Genomic DNA, 17,474 nt, shown 5'->3' on the forward strand with positions numbered 1-17,474 from the left:
TTTGCCCCTTTACTCGCTGATTAAACCAAGTGATTGGTTGATGATATGAAATAGTACGCTTTGTTCGATAACCCCTTGGGCTAAATGTGCGCTTGGTCCAAAGGCATGAAGCGAAATATCTTCACCGGCATGGGTTTCAGAGCCTTTAGGGATCAAAGCTTCTTGGTGATAACCAGAAGATTGAGTATCAATAGACGTTAAGTCTTTACGGCCACTATCTGCTTCATCGCTATAAGAGGCATCGGCATCAGTTTCTGCAACCAAGTTTCTAAAACCTAAGCCATTGGTATAACCTAACGTAGTATACGGCATGCCATCAGCCGCTAATGCTGGTTCTTCGCTACCAATACCAACCACTTTCCCTAAAATAGGGTTACCGCGTTTTGGGTAACCAGCAATGGTAAATACATGGCTGTGATCAGCAGTCACTAAGATCAGCGTTTCTTCCGGGTCTGTTGCGTCAACCGCCGCTTGTACGGCTTTAGCAAATTCAACAGTATCTGTTAACGCGTTGTAAGCACTGCCCGCGTGATGGCCGTGGTCAATACGACCAGATTCCACCACTAACATATAACCTTTAGCATTGTTATCTAAGACATCAATTGCTTTAGTGGTCATTTGAGTCAACGATGGTTCGCCTGAGATATCATTAGCGCGATCCGCTTCATATTGCATATGCGATTCATTGAACAAACCAAAGACGCGCTCAGTATTTGCTGCATCGATAGCATCAAAGCCGGTTTGGTCCATGACGTATTGACCGTTTGGATACATCGCTTGCCATTCTGCGGTTAAGTCACGACCATCAGTACGATCACCTTCAACAGAACTTCTGGCATCCGCTGAATTAGAAGCTTCATCTTTTGGCAAGAAATGACGACGGCCACCGCCCATAACGACTTCAAGGCCATCAACATCGACACCCGGAAAGCGTACTTCCAAGTTATGTTCAAAGTTGACTAATTGAGCAGCAATATCTTCACAACCTTGTTCAACCGCCTCGCTCGGCATGTCAGAGACATCTTCCCAGTTACGGTCCGCCGATTTAGCATAAGTCGCTGCTGGCGTTGCATGCGTAATACGAGCTGTTGATACCACACCAGTTGATAAACCTTTAATTTCGGCAAGTTCAATTGCCGTCACTAACTCATTACCTGCGACAGTAGCACAATCACCACGTTCAATATCAGCATCTACGCCGATAACCCCGGCATCGGTTTTAACACCAGACATCATCGCCGTCATAGTACCGGCAGAATCTGGGGTTTGCGCATCAATATTATAAGTTTTAACCTGAGCTGAATAAGGAAAAGTCTCAAAGCTTAAATAGCCTTCTTCCCCTGACTTACCTGCTAATTGCCCTGCATAAATTCGCGCCGCAGTTAGAGTAGAAATCCCCATTCCATCACCAACAAACAAAATGACGTTTTTTGCTTTAGTTGTATGTGTTTGTTGCGTTTTTTTCACGATGCTTGCTTGAGCATCGGTATACCAGCTACTTGTTTTTTGTACACTTGGTACGACATCGGCAAAGGCTGCCGATGAAATAATAAGTGACGATAATGCTGAAAGTGAAACCCATGTAGAGTTCATATTTCTTTCCTCTGAGAATTATGTTTTATTTGTCTATCCCAAAGTACAAATATTTGTGATCTGGCATTTGGGATAGCAGAATCCTAAAGGGGGAAAATGACACTTAGATGGATGCTATGTGACTAAATAGTTACCGTTTGATGGCAGAAAAGTGACAGACATCATCACACACCAAAGCAGCACTCGAATTTTTACCGAAAAACAATTAAATGCGGCATCATATTACTGAATTTTACTCAGTAGCGCTTTAAACTGATCCACCAAAGATTCATTGATGGTATTTTTACGATAGACCATATAAATCGGGCGTTTTATCTGTAAGCTACTGTCGATTAAATACAAAGTGTTATTATTCAGTTGTTCACTGACCAGCTCCATTGGTAAATATGCACAGCCTCCTTTAGCTAATATCACTTCCAGGGCCATCATTGCAGTTGACGTTTTAAAGCTAGGTGCCAATTTATGATGCAACGCATGTTCACGATGAAAAGTAATGCCCCAATCAACCAGAATATAATCCTGCTCTAGCATGGCTAGCTCCGAGCAACTCCCCACTAACACTAAATCAAAATGGCCAATCAACTGATTAACAAAGTCATCATCCTTAATTGGATCTGTCAGTAAACCGACGTCAATGGTGCGGTCATACAGTTTGCGCTGAATCGCTTCGCGCACCGACATTTCTGTGCCCAATACTAGATGATCAAACAAGGCTAATGCGTCATGAATACGCGAGCTAAAAAATGCATCCCAAACATTTGGTGTCGCAGCAATATTAAATGAGGCTTTTTGTTGATTGGCAATCGATAATGATATTTTCGACTGTTCCATTTGACTGACCATCAGATGAGCATGCGACAACAAAGCTTCACCTGCAGGCGTTAATCTCAGGTTATTTTTATCACGAATAAGCAACTGAGTAGAATAAAACTCTTCCAGTTGTTTAATACGCGCACTAACCGCAGCCTGAGTAATATAAAGGGTTTCAGCCGCGCGACCAAAATGCTTATTTTCCGCAACAGCAATAAAAGTTTTGAAAACTCGAATATCCACAATAGATACCAAGAAAAAGAGAAAGTCTAAATTTAAATAAAAGTTATCGTGGCGACAAATATTTTTTGTTTTTAATTTAAAATTTTTTCTCTTACATTCGAGACGTTTCAATATTTATTTGAAAACGACTGATGTTAATCAACACCGGATCGCTTTCAAACCTGATGCTATTCATCATTATTGTTGAGTAAATTTTAGGAGCAACACACATGCAAACAGAAATCAGAAAAGGCAAAACTTTATTCTTTGGCGATAAAGTATTCCCTCATGGCCTATCCAGAAGTGGTAATTTCAATAAACGCGAATCAATGGAGCTTGAAATATACGGCGCAACCTTTGACGCACTAACTAATGGTACCTTAATGCCTGAAAATGAAGAAGAGCAGCAATTTGTGCTGCAAATCAACACAGGCACCCCAGATGCTATTTATAGCGTCAAGCTATGGCAAAAATACCTTAATGCGGTAGCAAAAAGCAAAGTGCACCACGGTTTTGCCAAAAGTAGCCAAAGAGAAATGCCCCCAATACATGAAACGACTCAAGACAGCACGCTTGATACCCTTTAACCAGCACAGGAAAGACTAGGGTCGATAAACAAATAATTTTTTTCGTATCGACAAAAATTATTCGCAAGCTTTGATTATCAGTTTTCTGTATGCTCCGCGCAAAATTAGCACATTAATGTGCGGGGTAAATAATTGAGGCGTTGCACATGAAAATTTGTTTTATTATGTATCCATGGGATCGCGTAGAAGCGGAATCAGATTCTACGCTTAGACTCATTCACGAATGCGTCAAACGTGGGCATACCGTTGCGCTATCAACCGTTAATAATTTAACCATCAGAGACAGTGTTGCCAGCGCTTTTTGTGATGTGTTCACCAAAACAGCTAAAGTTTCCGATAACATCCCCAGTTTTCATAAAAACGCTAGATTTAAACGAGTACAGCTACCGCTAGCTGGGTTTGATGCTATTATTATGCGTGCCAACCCGCCGTTAGATACCTTAGCACTAAACTTTCTCGACTCAGTACGTGGTGATACCTTTATCATGAATGATATTGATGGTTTACGAGTCGCCAATAATAAAATTTATACCGCTTCATTTCAGGACACTGAAAGTGAATTTATTCCGGCAACTCATGTTTCGAAGAACCGCGACTATCTAGAGCGAATATTTAACGAGTCAAACAGCGATAAAATGATCCTTAAGCCACTGGATGGTTTTGGTGGCCGTGGTGTGATCGTGTTAGAAAAAAGTGCCCGTCAGAGCTTTCGTTCATTACTGGATTTTTATATTGGCGGTGACGAGCACGGCAAAGGTAGTAACTATGTGATTTTGCAAGATTATGTCCATGGTGCAGAAGAAGGCGATGTCAGAATATTAATGCTCAACGGTGAAGCTATTGGCGCGATGAAACGTATTCCTGCATCAGATGATGTCCGGGCAAATGTCCATGCCGGTGGCCGAGTAGTGAAACACAAATTAACCGCACAAGAGAAAAAACTCTGTAAATACATAGGTCCTAAACTTGTACGTGATGGCCTTTACTTTACCGGTATCGATGTCATCGGTGGTAAGTTAATAGAAGTCAATGTACTGAGCCCAGGCGGTATTGTCCGGATCAACAAATTGAATCGGGTGAAATTGCAAGCACAAGTGATCGACTTCGTCGAAAGTGTTGTCCATGCCAAAGAGCTGGTGATGAGCCGTAAAACTCAGTTTAGACAGGTGATCGAAGATGCTAACGCTATCTGAACAAGAGTGCATCGCTCGGATCAAAAAGCGAGAATGTTTTCATGCTCAAGTAGAATCAGGGGCATTTATCGTTAAAATCGATGAATATGCGCCAATTATCTGCGCCGCAATTCATAACGGTCATCAGCTGAGAACTGAGCTGCAAAAATCCTTTTTACTCAATAAGCAAGAGCGCTTTTATGAAGAAGATCCTTATACTGATGAGCTGATCTCTTCATTTCCGATCCAGCTTATCGGTAACGATTCTCGCTTTGAATACGACTTAAACCGGGCCAAAACCCTATCGACGTATTTCAAAACCGCGTGGAACAAACAAGTATGGAAAAAGCCGTTAAGCACGGCACAACGGAATAAAAGCCATAAAAAACACCAGGCATTTTATAATGTACTCTCGGCAATAATAACGGTAGTGGAGCAGCAATTTAAAAATGCCATAGTGTTTGATATTCATTCCTATAACTACCGACGTATTGCAAACGATACCCCAACCTTTAACATCGGTGCCGGACAAATCGATATTGAACGCTGGGGCAGAGTTGTTCAACACTTTGAGAAGCAGCTTAATCGTATCAGCCTGCCAAATATGGAAGTCAGAGCCGCCACCGACGAAGTATTTCATGGCCGCGGCTACCTGATCAGCCATATTAATGCTCATTTTGACAATACCCTAGTACTGCCAACCGAAGTAAAAAAAGTCTTTATGGATGAAGACAGTGGTGAATTATACCCGTTGGTACTTGAAGAACTAAAAGCTGGCTTCAAAAATGCCATTAGTGAAACGGCAGCATTTTTTATGCGCCGCTACGGTAAGCGCCGCCAAACACAAAAAGCCGATATTTTATCGTCCAATATCAGCCAGGAAGTGCTGACACTGGATAAAAAGCTGTTCGCACTCTGCAAAAACATTGAAACCTTAAACTTTATCAACCCGATAAACCTGGTGGCAGAACGTAACAAGTTCCTCAAGAAAAACAGTTATATCGCACCAAATTTTAATTACAAACAACTCAATATCAATCCCTATAAATTTAGGGAGCTGTTATATCAGTTGCCAGTAGATGATGTCCCGGATGCCGACATACAACAGCTCTATCGTCATGTGATCGATAATCTCGCCAGTAAAATCGATTTATTAACCACCATTGGCAGTGATGAGTTTTTATATAATTCATTAAAGTATTACGGTGAGCCCAATCATAGCGATATTGCCAACGCCAGATTTTTACTGCATTTAAATCATCAGACGCTAACACCGCAGCCACTATATAACGCGGATCGCGCTATCGACTATTTTAAAACTCAGGCCGACGCCTGGGGATTAAAGTGTAAGATTGAAAAATCCAGTAAAATTGTTGCTAAGGCGATGGTCAATAATGAAAAAGCGCAACTGCTGATCAATAAAAATGCCGAATTTAGTGAGAAGGAACTTCACGCCTTTGCCTATCATGAACTCGGCATTCATATGCTCACTACACTTTACGCCAAACAACAACCATTAAAAGTCTTTAGTTTAGGCTTAGCCGGCAATACCCATGCTCAGGAAGGACTGGCACTCTATAGTGAATACTGTTCCGGCAGTTTAACGCTGGAACGCTTGCAGATTATTGCGCTACGAGTCATTGCCGTTAACTATATGTTAGAACATGGAGATTTTGTTAAGACCTTCCATGCATTAATGAATGAATTTGCTTTGGAAAAAAGTGCCGCCTTTACCTTAACTACCCGAGTATACCGTGGTGGAGGTTTTACCAAAGACTATCTTTATTTACGTGGTTTTAGCGATATCCTTAGCTTAACTAAAGAACAATCTATCGATAACTTATTGATCGGAAAAACCGGATTGCTGGATTTTAATATTATTAATGAAATTGTTGAACGGGGTATGCTGAAAAAGCCAAAGCCGTTATTCGATCTCACATATCGGCCTTCAGGTGACAACGTTTTAGATTTTATTGTAAATTCAATAAAGTAACGTTATAAAAAGAGGCTGTTACTGAATATGATATTTAGTATAAATAGCCTCTATACTGCCATCTTGTTTTAATGTTTTGATCACCTTATTTACCTTGTTTCTGATAGCTTCATCTTTAAAAGCCATATAAGAATAAACATTTGCCCATAGCGGGTGGATAGTGAAATCTTTGACATCAAGCGGTTTTTTCGCGCGAATATGAGGATTATAGATATCATGTAAGAAAATATTGATGTCGCCTACCCTGACATCTTTCGCGCCTGAGACCATTAAAAAAGTAGTATCTTTAGGATGAGCGTGTTCACTATATTGACTATTAGACTCAGCCATCAGCCGATATTTTTCTCCTAATAAATCTTTTGCGCCTTGGTATGCAGCTATCGATAAGTCTTGTAAATCGTCGATAGAGTTAATCTGATAATGTTTATCTTTTCGAGTAATGGCGACATCGGTATAACGAAATAGCGGCTCGGAAAGAAAGGCATTCACTTTACTGTTAGCAAAGATATTACAAGCAACGTCGATTAACTGACCACTATTGATTTCATACGCCAGCCGATGGTTACTCATAAAGACATACTTGATCTGATATTCGGGCAAATGTTTGAAAATTTCATTAGTAATTTCTAAAAATAAGCCACGTTCACCTTTTTCAATAAAGAAAGGTGGAAAATTACCAACCCCAATGCGCAACTCCTGTTTTGCAAACGATGCTATAGATAGTGTCAGCAATAAAACCAATATCAGATAATGAATTATTTTAGCCACAATGATTATTCAATCCTTTCAACGAGTTATTTAAGCGTAACAGCACAATAACTATTTGGCAAAAAATGCTTAATAATCGGTATGAGCACCGGATATATCTGCTGATGTGATCTTTATTTCGCACGGCACTAAATTAGTGACAATGTCATTACAGTGTTATGATTATTAATATCTCGGTTGTTCTCTGTTTGATAGTAGTGACTAGGTAATAGGCGTCATGATAAATTCCAAGTGTAAACATTACTTCAACATCTGCTTTATACCTTTATCTGTTATCATTTTATTTGCTATCAGTGCGATAAACACCACTCAAGCCAATACTATCGACCTTGCACAATTTGAAGAAGGGGCCATTGGTCATTCCATCGAGTATTTCCAAGAAAAAGAAATAAAGCTTTCGTTAACCGAGGCACAAGCTTTGTTTACCAATGGCGTCATCAAAAGCGGACAAAGTGACTCTATCTCTTTAGGTATAGGCGTTGCGCCAGCATGGATGAAATTTACCCTAGTGAACAATAGTATGGGCCAACTAAATTATCGTTTAGCTATTGAAACTCCTTGGTTAGACTACATTGATACCTGGCTAGTGCATGAAGAAAAAGTCGTCCGTCACATTGTCGGTGGCGATGGTTATCCATTTAACCAACGTCCTATGCCATATAAATTTTACGCCTTTGAACAATCGCTTCCACCAGGCATCACCGAAGTCTACATTCGTGTTGAAACTAAAGGTCCAATGGCAATTCCTGTCAGATTAAGTCGCGTTGATAAAGCAATAATTCGCGATATCACCTCTGCATATCAATATGGTGTGCTATACGGCATCATGTCGGCGCTTGCCTTATACAACCTGGTATTATTTGTCTTTATCCGACAAAAAGAATATGGCCTATATAGCCTTTATTTAATCGGCTTTGTTATCAATAGCCTGTCATATACCGGTCAATTACACACCCTGATCACACCTGATTATGGTCCTTACTTCCAAGACTGGTTAGATATATCGCTGATGATAACCTATAGCATTGCAGGCCTGCACTTTGCACGAACTTTGCTACAAACCTCGCAGTATGCTGCTAAATTAGACCGCTTCGTTAGCAAAATAACGATAGTGATCCCAACAGGCATGTTCATTGGTTTTATTTTCAACCAGCTATTTTTTTCCATGATCTTAGCGTTTATCTTAAATACCTGTTTCGTTATTTTATTTGTCGCCATGGGCTTTTTCGCCTTAAAAGCGAAAAAGCCCTTTGCGGTGATTTTCTTATTGTCCTCTGTAACTGCAGCAATCTGCATCACTATTTCGACACTCGCTGTCGCTGGTTTTTTAGTACCTTATAATGACTATACTTTCAAAGCCATTGAAGTTGGTATGGCATTCGAAGCTATTTTGCTTGCAGTAATATTAGCGCGACAATTTCGTTTAGCTAAAATGGATAAAATCATTGCCGAGCACTATGCCTGTACCGATACCTTAACCCAGCTCAATAATCGTCGAGGTTTTCAAGTAATTACTCAACCAGTTTGGCAAAACATTATCAGAGAAAGACGCGACGTAACCATTGCATTACTTGATATCGACTTTTTTAAAAATATTAATGATCAATACGGGCACCAGATTGGTGATAAGGTGTTACAACAAGTGGCTCAGTGTATTAGCAATGCGAGTCGAAAAGGCGATATTTGTGCCCGTTGGGGAGGAGAAGAATTTATAATTTTCTTGCCAGAAACTTCATTAACTCAAGCAACTAAGCAAGCAGAGCGTATTCGCCAAGTTATTGAACAACTTGAAGTACAAATTGATAATACACTAATATCAGTCACCACAAGCATTGGCTTAGCTGGCAGTGAAAACAATAAACTTAATGGCGCACCACTTACATTAGACAGCTTAGAGTCGATGATTAATCATGCGGATAACGCGCTTTATTACGCAAAAGATAGTGGTAAAAACCAGTTACATGTCGCCAATCATCAGTCCTCCCAACAGAGCTAATTTTCTGCCAACTTAATGCTATTCGGCAACCAACGCCTGAGTTTGATAAATATTGGTATTTACCAACTCAGTATTACTAAACAATAGTTGGTTATTTGCAATATCAAAATGCACCGCAAACGTTTCCACTAACTGCTGAGTTTGCCCACTTATTTCGTTATAACTGATGATGCCACTGGACTTACTTCGCTCAAACCAAAACCATAAATCACCGCGTTTTTTTAAATTGAATTGTCGGCCAGAGAGCAACTGTTTTGCCAATTGCTGATTATTTACCGCATGCGGTTGAACGCCGGCATAAAGTTGATCGTCCTGATCTAACCATAAGGTATTTTCTGGATTGGTATGATATTGAATAAACTGCCATTGACTCTCTGCTGCTGTTACTGAATCTGTTGCCAATTGATAGTAATAAACCTGCCACTGGTTTTGCTCTTTGACACTATAGCTAATGACGTTTTCTGCTTTGAATGACACACCACGAATTTCATTTTGTGAAATTTTTAGACGCTTAAACTCACCGCTAACAGCATCGATCAGATGAATTTCATTTAGCGTTAGCCCCAGTAAATGTTCATCGGTCGGTGACCACATTAAGTCAATATAATGTCGACCATCATTAAAATAACTGAGCTTTTTACGCTGCTGGCTTTTCTGATCAAAGAGCCAAATTTCTTCACTGCCTGATGCCAAACTAATATACGCCAGTTGCTGACTTTTATTTGCAAAACTTGCCAACCTTTCATCAACGACTGCATCTGCAATCACCTGTTGTTTTTCAGTGACTAAATTCAATAAATGAATATTGGCGTTATCAGTCCCAGAAGAAAATAAATAATCTCGGCCATTGCTATGGCGACGCGGCCAATGAATTTCTCTACTGCCGGAATAAATCACCTGACGATCCTGACCGGCTAAATCATAGCTGAGTAATTGATAGGCAGGATGTTCTCCCATTAGCACCACACGCTCACCACTATGATCCCAGATACCACAGCAAATATAAGCATCTTGTTTAAACAATAAGATTAATTGTTCACTGTCCAAGTCCAGAGAATAAAAGCCTTCCCACTGTTGTTTATCGGGTGAAGAAATCAGTAATTTATTGTCGCTAGGGTGTAAATCAAACTGGTTATTACCACCTAAATACACTTGTGGTTGATTTAATCGCTTAGTTTTATTGGTGATTAAGTTAATTTCGAATAACGAATAAGGGCTATTATTGCCATGATTTTCTGCATAAATTAAACGATGATTCTCATGGCTAAAAATAATCCCCCCATAACTCCCCGCAGGACAATTATGGATTAATTGAGGTTGGCCAAATTTTTGCCCCTCAACCGAACGAATAAAATACTGACATCGCTCTGGCGTCGCTACTAAATAGACAATTTGTTTACCATCGTCACTCCAATCGGCTGGCCCAACTCCTACGCCTTTACCATGTTCAATTTCAACAACACTTTCATCCTGGATATTTTTAACCATCAGATGAATCCCGTCCGCTTTCATTAACATATAGGCAAGGCGAGTACCATCAGGAGAAAATGCTGGGAACATTTCATCACCGGCGTCTGAAGTGATCAATTTGGCATAATTAGCAGGCACTTGGGTTGAGTGTCTTAACAACTGCCACCACAATCCGAACAAAACAATAGCAGCGACAAATAGCACAGTTATCAATTTAGTCTGCGCCATTAAACCCGGAGCAGCAGTTAACTCACTTGCTTGTGAGTGTAGTAACTCTGACGAGACATCATTAGGCTCAAATTGACTCTCACTTTCAGCTAAACGATTCTCTTGTACTGCCAGCGCTTTTTTATCAGTAAGCCGACCCACTGGTGCAATAAATTTATAACCTTTTTTCGGAAATGTTGCGATAAACGTCGGCTGACGGGCGTCATCATCAAATACTTTTCTCAGTTTAGTAACCAGTCGGCTTACCGCATTATCAGTAACAATGCGCCCGAGCCATACTTGTTCAATTAGCTGATCTTTACTGACAATTTGATCTGGATGCTGACAAAAATAGCTCAGCAATTCCACCATCATAGGTTCCAGCTGCTGTACACCGTGTTCGGATACTAAGTTTTGTTGCTGATCACAAAAAATATACTCTGCTATTTGCCAACGCATTAGGATGCCTAAAAAAATTGTTCAGAAACAAAAACCAAAAAACAAGTTAACTACCTGTAAAATATCATAAAACCATACTTTGGTCATCAAAAGTCACAACAAATCCCAATGATTTCACGACATCACTCGTTTGAAATCATAGCATCTACCGCCATTAGCCACAGCTAAACTTTAACGAGGAAAATAATGACCAATCACGACGTTTCATTCAGAGCCAAATGGCACGACGTTTTATTTATCTGCCTCTATTTGCTATTCACAGTAAATAGCCAAGCAACAGAAACTAAGCATACATTCAAAACGCCAGCAGCCTTAGTAGCCGCCAATATAACTACCAGTAAGGATGCACTGACGCTGTTAACACAGCATAGTTTTCATCAACAACTATTCATCCTTGCCAATCAGCTATCCACTGTAGAGATCAACCAGCAGGAAATGTTCGACAAAGTCGCGTTATTATCGATCTTAAATCGTCATCAAGAATTACTAACGACAATCGCTGAGCACCCCAATGCTATTAGCTATTCACATTATCGGTTACATAGTGAAACCTTGCTTAAGCAAAACAATCACTCGTCTTTTAGTACACTGTTAACCGATACGTTATCAAAGTCATTAGTAGCGATGAATGATGAATCTCTGTATCAATTAGAAGCCGCCTTAGGTTGGTCTTTACCGGGGGCACAGGATTATGCCTTTAATATTTTTAAACGATATCAAACATTGCCCACATTAACGAAAGATCAGGCCATCGCACTCATTGTCAATAGTCACCTTTATCGAGTGTTGGCAAATGTATTACCAATGAGTAACAAGTTAATCGCTCAAGAAAATCAAAAACGTTATCACATTGAACCTGAAATATTAATTACCACACCTGATGGGGTCGAACTGGCAGCCACCATCGTCAGAAAGAAAAACCAACACGGTAAACAAACAGCCGCGATGCAATTTACTATCTATGCCGATGAAAAATCTCATACCAGAACTGCCACACACGCAGCAGCGCATGGTTATATCGGTGTAGTGGTTAATTCTCGAGGTAAGCGTTCGAGCTCAAACACCATAGTACCTTGGGAGCACGAAGGGGAAGACGCTACTAGTGCCATTGACTGGGTCAGTAAGCAGGCTTGGAGTAATGGTAAGGTCATGATGTATGGTGGTAGTTATAACGGTTTTACTCAATGGGCCGCTGCAAAACATATGCACCCAGCGTTAATCGCAATTGCACCATATACAGCAGCAAGCTTGATCACTGGCTTACCGTATGAAAACAACATAGTGCTGACAGCTAACTATCAATGGGCATTTCATGTCACTAACAACAATACTGTAGATAACAGCGTGTACACCAATTGGCAAAAAAGTAACCAATTACTTACTGATTTTTTTACCAGCGGCAAAGCAATTAGCGATATTGATAAATTGGCTGGTCAGGCTAATCCTTGGTTTCAAAAATGGTTACAACACCCAAGCTTTGACGATTACTATCAGGCAATGGTGCCAGTCAAAGCAGAATACGCCAATATTAATATCCCTGTGCTTACCATCACAGGATATTTTGATGGTGGTCAAGTCTCGGCAATCGATTATTTAAAACGTCATTATCGCTATAATCAAAACGCTAACCATACTTTATTAATCGGCCCCTATGATCACTGGAGTGCTCAAAATAAGCCGAGATCTCACCTCGGTAATTATCCGCTAGATGCTGTCGCACTGGAAAAAGATACTGAAGAAATAGTGTTTGGCTGGTTTGATCATCTGTTATACCACACAGCTAAACCTAAGCTATTGCAAGATAAAGTTAATTATCAATTAATGGGTAGCAATCAATGGCGTCATAGCTCGTCATTTGCCATGCTTAATCAGCAAGCGACAAAGTTTTACTTATCAACGACGAAAAACCAAGAATCAAATTATGCTTTGCAAACTTCCCCAGAACAGCAACTGGCATATCTTAAACAAACCATAGATTTAACTGACAGAACCACAGAGCACAATCTATTGCCCTGGCCAATCATTCAGGATCAGTTGAATGACCCCAATGGCTTGGTATTTATCACGGCACCACTGACTGAAACACAAGAATTAGCCGGAGCAATCACAGGGCATTTTTCCATCGAAATTAACAAAAAAGACGTTGATATTGGTTATAACTTTTACGAAATCGACCCGTCTGGCAAGGCATTTTACCTCACTCATTATCTCAGCCGGGCAAGTTACGCTAACGACAGTAGTAAACGTACCTTATTAGTGCCACAGAAAAAGACCACAGTACCAATTATCGATGCAAGAATGACCGCCAAGTTGCTTAAAAAAGGCAGCCGCTTAGCTATCGTATTAAACGTTAATAAAAACCATCAGGCCCAAGTTAATATGGGCTCAGGGAAAGAGGTTAATAATGAAAGTATTGCCGATGCTGGCGAGCCATTAATTATCAAATGGTATAACGACAGCCAAATCAATATTCCACTTAAACCTTGGAATGAGACTAAGTAGGTTAATCGTTAAAACACAGTTAATCGTAGCATGGCCTTATTGCCTATTGGTATATCAGCAATAAGGCTAACTGCGTTACTCACGACTTATGACAAATTATCGCCTTTGCCGCTTACGATCTACCCACCAGGCAATAACGGCAAGTATAAAATAAGCAGCGAGTGCAGATACGGCCATGCTTTGATTGGTGTCTTGCGCTGATAACGGACCAAAAATGTTAATGACATTTATAGCAAGTAGTAGTACAACAAATATCGGCATACCATATTTCGCAAGTACTCCAGACGTGGGTTCAATGTTAGCAGTGCTTTTCATATAAAAGAACAACCCAAATATCAGTAACACAGCTTCTAACAAATAGGTCGCAAACGCATGCTGCCATAAGCCAAATCCATACTTATTAGCATCAGCAAATGTCAATGGTAAATCCGGCGTATGGACAATGAGATCTAACCACCAGTGGGAAAACACGGCTAAAGCTAGCACAGCAGCAACTTTAAAATGCTTGCCTGATTTGTAAACCAGTAAATATCTTATTAAGACAAATATTGCTATCGTCCATAAAATTACAGCGAACAAGCTATGACTGAACGGCATATATAGCAGTTCAAAATGACTGGATTCGGTAAAATTTTCTACCAAGCGAAACTTTTCTACTCCCAATAAAGTGAGTGGAAAGAAAACAATGTCGAGAAACTGTACCGCAATAAATAACAGGCCTAGCGACGCTTTTTTCTCCACCGACTTTAACGCTAAACTGACCGCATAATGACCAACGAACATAATTGACTCCTTGATAAACCTGTTTACTGCCAGAACATGCCAGTAACAATATAGTTGCCAATTAGTTTATTGGTTTATTTTTTATTTACGAACAGCTAATATTTTACCATCGTTATTCATATTTGAATAACAGTACAAAATTAATCTAAAAACATAAGAAATCAATATGCCACGGTTGCCTTGGGATTTAATTCAAATATTTTACACATTAGCCAAGTTCGGTAGTCTATCAAAAGCCGCCCGTGAACTGGGTACATCACAGCCAACGCTAAGCCGACAATTAGCACGGTTAGAGCAACAAATGACCGTCACTTTGTTTGATCGTAGCACCCAAGGGTTAAAAATAACTGAAGCAGGGCAACGGTTACTGGAAAGTTCACAACTGATGAACCAGGCGTCTGAACAATTTAACAGAATAGCTTCTGGCGATAGCCTATCGCTGACAGGCAGTATTCGGATAACAGCAAATGAAGTGCTCGGCTTGTATTATTTGCCGTCAATCATAGCGCAATTTAATCGGCTATACCCTGAGATTCAGGTGGAAATAAATATCTCAAACCAAGCGACCAGTTTGCATAAACGAGATGCTGATATCGCGTTGCGAATGTTCAGACCAAGCCAGCCAGATCTTATTGCCAGACGCCTCAAAGATATCCAGCTTAACGCCGTCGCCAGTAGCGAATATTTTAAGAAATTTCCTGTCCCAAAAACACTCAAGTCACTAGAGCAGCATAAATTAATTGGTTTTGATCGCGACATTGTATTTGTTAATGCGCTCAAAGCATTACAGTGGCCGTTAGCTGATAAAAACTTTATCTTTAAAACCGACTTCCTGCCGTTGCAAATTGAACTCGCTCGTCAGGGCGCTGGTATCACTATTACTCATAGTTATTTATTACAACGCTGGCCGGAACTACAAATCATTTTGCCTGACCTCAAAATACCCAGCCTTGAATTTTGGCTCGTCTGTCATGCCGATGTTCAGCACAACCGAAAAATTCGTCTAATGATGGATTTTCTCGCGCAACAGTTAAATGACATGCTCGAGTTATAAATACAGCCAACTTAATAAAAAAGATAGCGAGATCCACATTAATACAATCAATGGCAAACCAACTCTAATAAAATCAGAGAACTGATAACCACCGGCGTTCATCACCAAGATATTGGTTTTATAAGCCATAGGGGTGGCATAACTTAAATTTGCACCAAATAAAACGGCTAAAATAAACGGCTGCACCGGGAGTTGTAATTGGGTTGCTACCGAAATGGCGATCGGCGTACCGATAACCGCTGCGGCATTATTGGAAACGATATTAGTTAACACCGCCAGCATCAACATTAACGCCGCAATAATACCACCCGGCGGTAAATCAAAGGCCAATGCAACGAAAAGTTGCGCAATATATTCCGCGCCGCCGGTTTGCATCATCGCAGAACCCAGCGCCAACGACGCAACGACAATTAGCACCACCTGACTGTTTAACGCTGCTGAAACTTCACTCCAGTCCAAGCATTTAGTGATCAGTAATACTAAGATGCCACAAATCGAACTGATGGCAATTGGCAAAATCCCTACAGCTGCGATACCAATAACGAAAAATAATACCACTAACGCCATCGGTGCCTTTTGTGAATAAGGTAAGTCAGATGCGCCATCAATGACCAAAACTCCCTGAGTTTCTTTCAGTACTGCTACCTGTTCGGCATCCCCCTGCACTAACAAAACATCTCCGGTATGAATCACAACATTACCTATACTACGGCGACCAATTTCCATCGCTTTACCGTCACGATGTAATGCCAGTACCGAAATACCATAACGCTTGGCAAACTGGACATCTCGCAAGGTACGCCCTACTAATTCAGACGCCTGAATCACCACGATTTCCGCTAATTTCTGTTTTTCCGCATTTAATGGATGATCGTCATCGACTTTATGAGCACCTGAAAACAAGGTTGCTTGTAATACCGATTCAAATTCCTTTAACTGTTCCGGATTATCCTTAATATGCAGACGGTCTCCTTCTCTTAACACCGTATCTGGTAACGGCATAATGTTACGATAATCAGGGCTACGCTGAATCGACTCAATGGTCATTTGATCATCTGTCATTTTTAATATTTCTGAAACTTTCTTGCCATTAGCAGAACTGTCTTCATTAATATTAAGATAAGCACTGAATAAGCGAGGCGAAGTATCAGGTAAAGACCCAGATCGCGGCGGTAATAGTTTAGGAGCAACTAACCACAAATAAATAATCGCAACGCTGGCAGCAATTATCGCTGGCAAACTAAAATCAAACATCCCCATTCGTGGCAACCCCATGTCACTGGCAACACTGACCACCAGTAAATTAGTGGAAGTACCAATAGTCGTGGTCATGCCGCCAACTAAAGTAGCTAACCCCATAGGTAATAACATAGGAGAGGTATCGGTATGAGTGCGGATTGCAACACTGGTCAAAATAGGCAACAGCAAAACCACGATTGGCGTGTTATTAACGAACGCACTTAAGGTACCAGCAATGATCAAGGTAATTAATAACGAAAGTGTTGGGCTGATTTTCCATAATTTAGCGAGTGAGCGACCAACAGGCACTAACGCCCCGGTACGTACTAACGCGTGACCAATAATCATTAAGGCACAAACCGTCACTAGTGCTTCATGGCCGAAACCAAAAAATAACGATGAGGGCTCTAAATGCTTGCCAGCAATATCAAACGGAAAAACGGTGAAGATCAGACACAGGATCACTAATACCGCTAATGACGAGGTTTCGAGCGGAATATCATCGCGACGAAAAATATATAATGCCAGCACGGTAATAAACAACATCGCCAGTGCATGGTAATTCGGTAATTCAGGTATGGCCACGATCCAATTCGCTTCACTACTAATAACTGCTGTT

The 17,474-nt window shown here is 40.5% G+C and carries 12 protein-coding genes; 6 read left to right on the forward strand and 6 right to left on the reverse strand.

Annotated elements, in window-relative coordinates:
* Positions 1 to 9 precede the first annotated feature (9 nt).
* Complete coding sequence (locus QQK06_RS07965) at positions 10 to 1,593, reverse strand: alkaline phosphatase (protein WP_284244126.1); 1,584 nt, start codon at positions 1,591 to 1,593, stop codon at positions 10 to 12.
* Between the two features lie 222 nt (positions 1,594 to 1,815).
* Positions 1,816 to 2,646, reverse strand: coding sequence for a LysR family transcriptional regulator (locus QQK06_RS07970; RefSeq protein WP_284244127.1), 831 nt, complete (start codon positions 2,644 to 2,646; stop codon positions 1,816 to 1,818).
* Positions 2,647 to 2,855: 209 nt separating this feature from the next.
* Between QQK06_RS07970 and maoP the strand changes: the two genes are divergently transcribed.
* The 3 genes from maoP (at position 2,856) to QQK06_RS07985 (ending at position 6,377) form a co-directional block, all read left to right on the forward strand.
* The gene (gene maoP, locus QQK06_RS07975) at positions 2,856 to 3,212 is read left to right on the forward strand and encodes a DUF413 domain-containing protein (RefSeq protein ID WP_284244128.1); all 357 of its coding nucleotides are present in this window, start codon (positions 2,856 to 2,858) and stop codon (positions 3,210 to 3,212) included.
* A 146-nt stretch (positions 3,213 to 3,358) separates the two neighbouring features.
* Positions 3,359 to 4,405, forward strand: coding sequence for a glutathione synthase (gene gshB, locus QQK06_RS07980; RefSeq protein WP_284244129.1), 1,047 nt, complete (start codon positions 3,359 to 3,361; stop codon positions 4,403 to 4,405).
* The gene (locus QQK06_RS07985) at positions 4,389 to 6,377 is read left to right on the forward strand and encodes a flavohemoglobin expression-modulating QEGLA motif protein (RefSeq protein ID WP_284244130.1); all 1,989 of its coding nucleotides are present in this window, start codon (positions 4,389 to 4,391) and stop codon (positions 6,375 to 6,377) included. The genes gshB and QQK06_RS07985 overlap by 17 nt, the downstream gene beginning before the upstream one ends.
* Positions 6,378 to 6,395: 18 nt before the next feature.
* Here QQK06_RS07985 and QQK06_RS07990 read toward each other — a convergent pair whose 3' ends face one another.
* A complete protein-coding gene (locus tag QQK06_RS07990) occupies positions 6,396 to 7,145 on the reverse strand; it encodes a substrate-binding periplasmic protein (RefSeq protein WP_284244131.1) in 750 nt (249 codons plus the stop codon).
* Positions 7,146 to 7,362: 217 nt separating this feature from the next.
* Between QQK06_RS07990 and QQK06_RS07995 the strand changes: the two genes are divergently transcribed.
* Complete coding sequence (locus QQK06_RS07995) at positions 7,363 to 9,141, forward strand: sensor domain-containing diguanylate cyclase (RefSeq protein WP_284244132.1); 1,779 nt, start codon at positions 7,363 to 7,365, stop codon at positions 9,139 to 9,141.
* An 18-nt stretch (positions 9,142 to 9,159) separates the two neighbouring features.
* On the opposite strand, the gene QQK06_RS08000 is transcribed toward QQK06_RS07995, so the two are convergent.
* A complete protein-coding gene (locus QQK06_RS08000) occupies positions 9,160 to 11,277 on the reverse strand; it encodes a winged helix-turn-helix domain-containing protein (RefSeq protein WP_284244133.1) in 2,118 nt (705 codons plus the stop codon).
* 186 nt (positions 11,278 to 11,463) lie between these two features.
* On the opposite strand from QQK06_RS08000, the gene QQK06_RS08005 reads away from it, so the two are divergent.
* Entirely contained in the window at positions 11,464 to 13,779 is a 2,316-nt protein-coding gene (locus QQK06_RS08005; protein WP_284244134.1) for a CocE/NonD family hydrolase, read from the forward strand.
* Positions 13,780 to 13,875: 96 nt separating this feature from the next.
* Here the strand turns inward: QQK06_RS08005 and QQK06_RS08010 are convergent, their stop codons facing one another.
* The gene (locus tag QQK06_RS08010; protein ID WP_284244135.1) at positions 13,876 to 14,562 is read right to left on the reverse strand and encodes a hypothetical protein; all 687 of its coding nucleotides are present in this window, start codon (positions 14,560 to 14,562) and stop codon (positions 13,876 to 13,878) included.
* Between the two features lie 166 nt (positions 14,563 to 14,728).
* On the opposite strand from QQK06_RS08010, the gene QQK06_RS08015 reads away from it, so the two are divergent.
* Entirely contained in the window at positions 14,729 to 15,616 is an 888-nt protein-coding gene (locus QQK06_RS08015; protein WP_284244136.1) for a LysR family transcriptional regulator, read from the forward strand.
* Here QQK06_RS08015 and QQK06_RS08020 read toward each other — a convergent pair.
* Positions 15,611 to 17,440: an SLC13 family permease gene (locus QQK06_RS08020; protein WP_284244137.1), complete on the reverse strand. Its 1,830-nt coding sequence runs from the start codon at positions 17,438 to 17,440 to the stop codon at positions 15,611 to 15,613. The genes QQK06_RS08015 and QQK06_RS08020 overlap by 6 nt on opposite strands.
* Positions 17,441 to 17,474: the final 34 nt, after the last annotated feature.

The organism is Thalassotalea insulae (genome assembly GCF_030161395.1).
GTDB classification, from domain to species: domain Bacteria; phylum Pseudomonadota; class Gammaproteobacteria; order Enterobacterales; family Alteromonadaceae; genus Thalassotalea_E; species Thalassotalea_E insulae.

Coding starts and splice junctions, on each gene's coding strand:
- QQK06_RS07965 (WP_284244126.1), bottom strand. CDS start 1,593: ATGAACTCTACATGGGTTTCACTTTCAGCATTATCGTCACTTATTATT.
- maoP (WP_284244128.1), top strand. CDS start 2,856: ATGCAAACAGAAATCAGAAAAGGCAAAACTTTATTCTTTGGCGATAAA.
- gshB (WP_284244129.1), top strand. CDS start 3,359: ATGAAAATTTGTTTTATTATGTATCCATGGGATCGCGTAGAAGCGGAA.
- QQK06_RS07985 (WP_284244130.1), top strand. CDS start 4,389: ATGCTAACGCTATCTGAACAAGAGTGCATCGCTCGGATCAAAAAGCGA.
- QQK06_RS07995 (WP_284244132.1), top strand. CDS start 7,363: ATGATAAATTCCAAGTGTAAACATTACTTCAACATCTGCTTTATACCT.
- QQK06_RS08000 (WP_284244133.1), bottom strand. CDS start 11,277: ATGCGTTGGCAAATAGCAGAGTATATTTTTTGTGATCAGCAACAAAAC.
- QQK06_RS08005 (WP_284244134.1), top strand. CDS start 11,464: ATGACCAATCACGACGTTTCATTCAGAGCCAAATGGCACGACGTTTTA.
- QQK06_RS08010 (WP_284244135.1), bottom strand. CDS start 14,562: ATGTTCGTTGGTCATTATGCGGTCAGTTTAGCGTTAAAGTCGGTGGAG.
- QQK06_RS08015 (WP_284244136.1), top strand. CDS start 14,729: ATGCCACGGTTGCCTTGGGATTTAATTCAAATATTTTACACATTAGCC.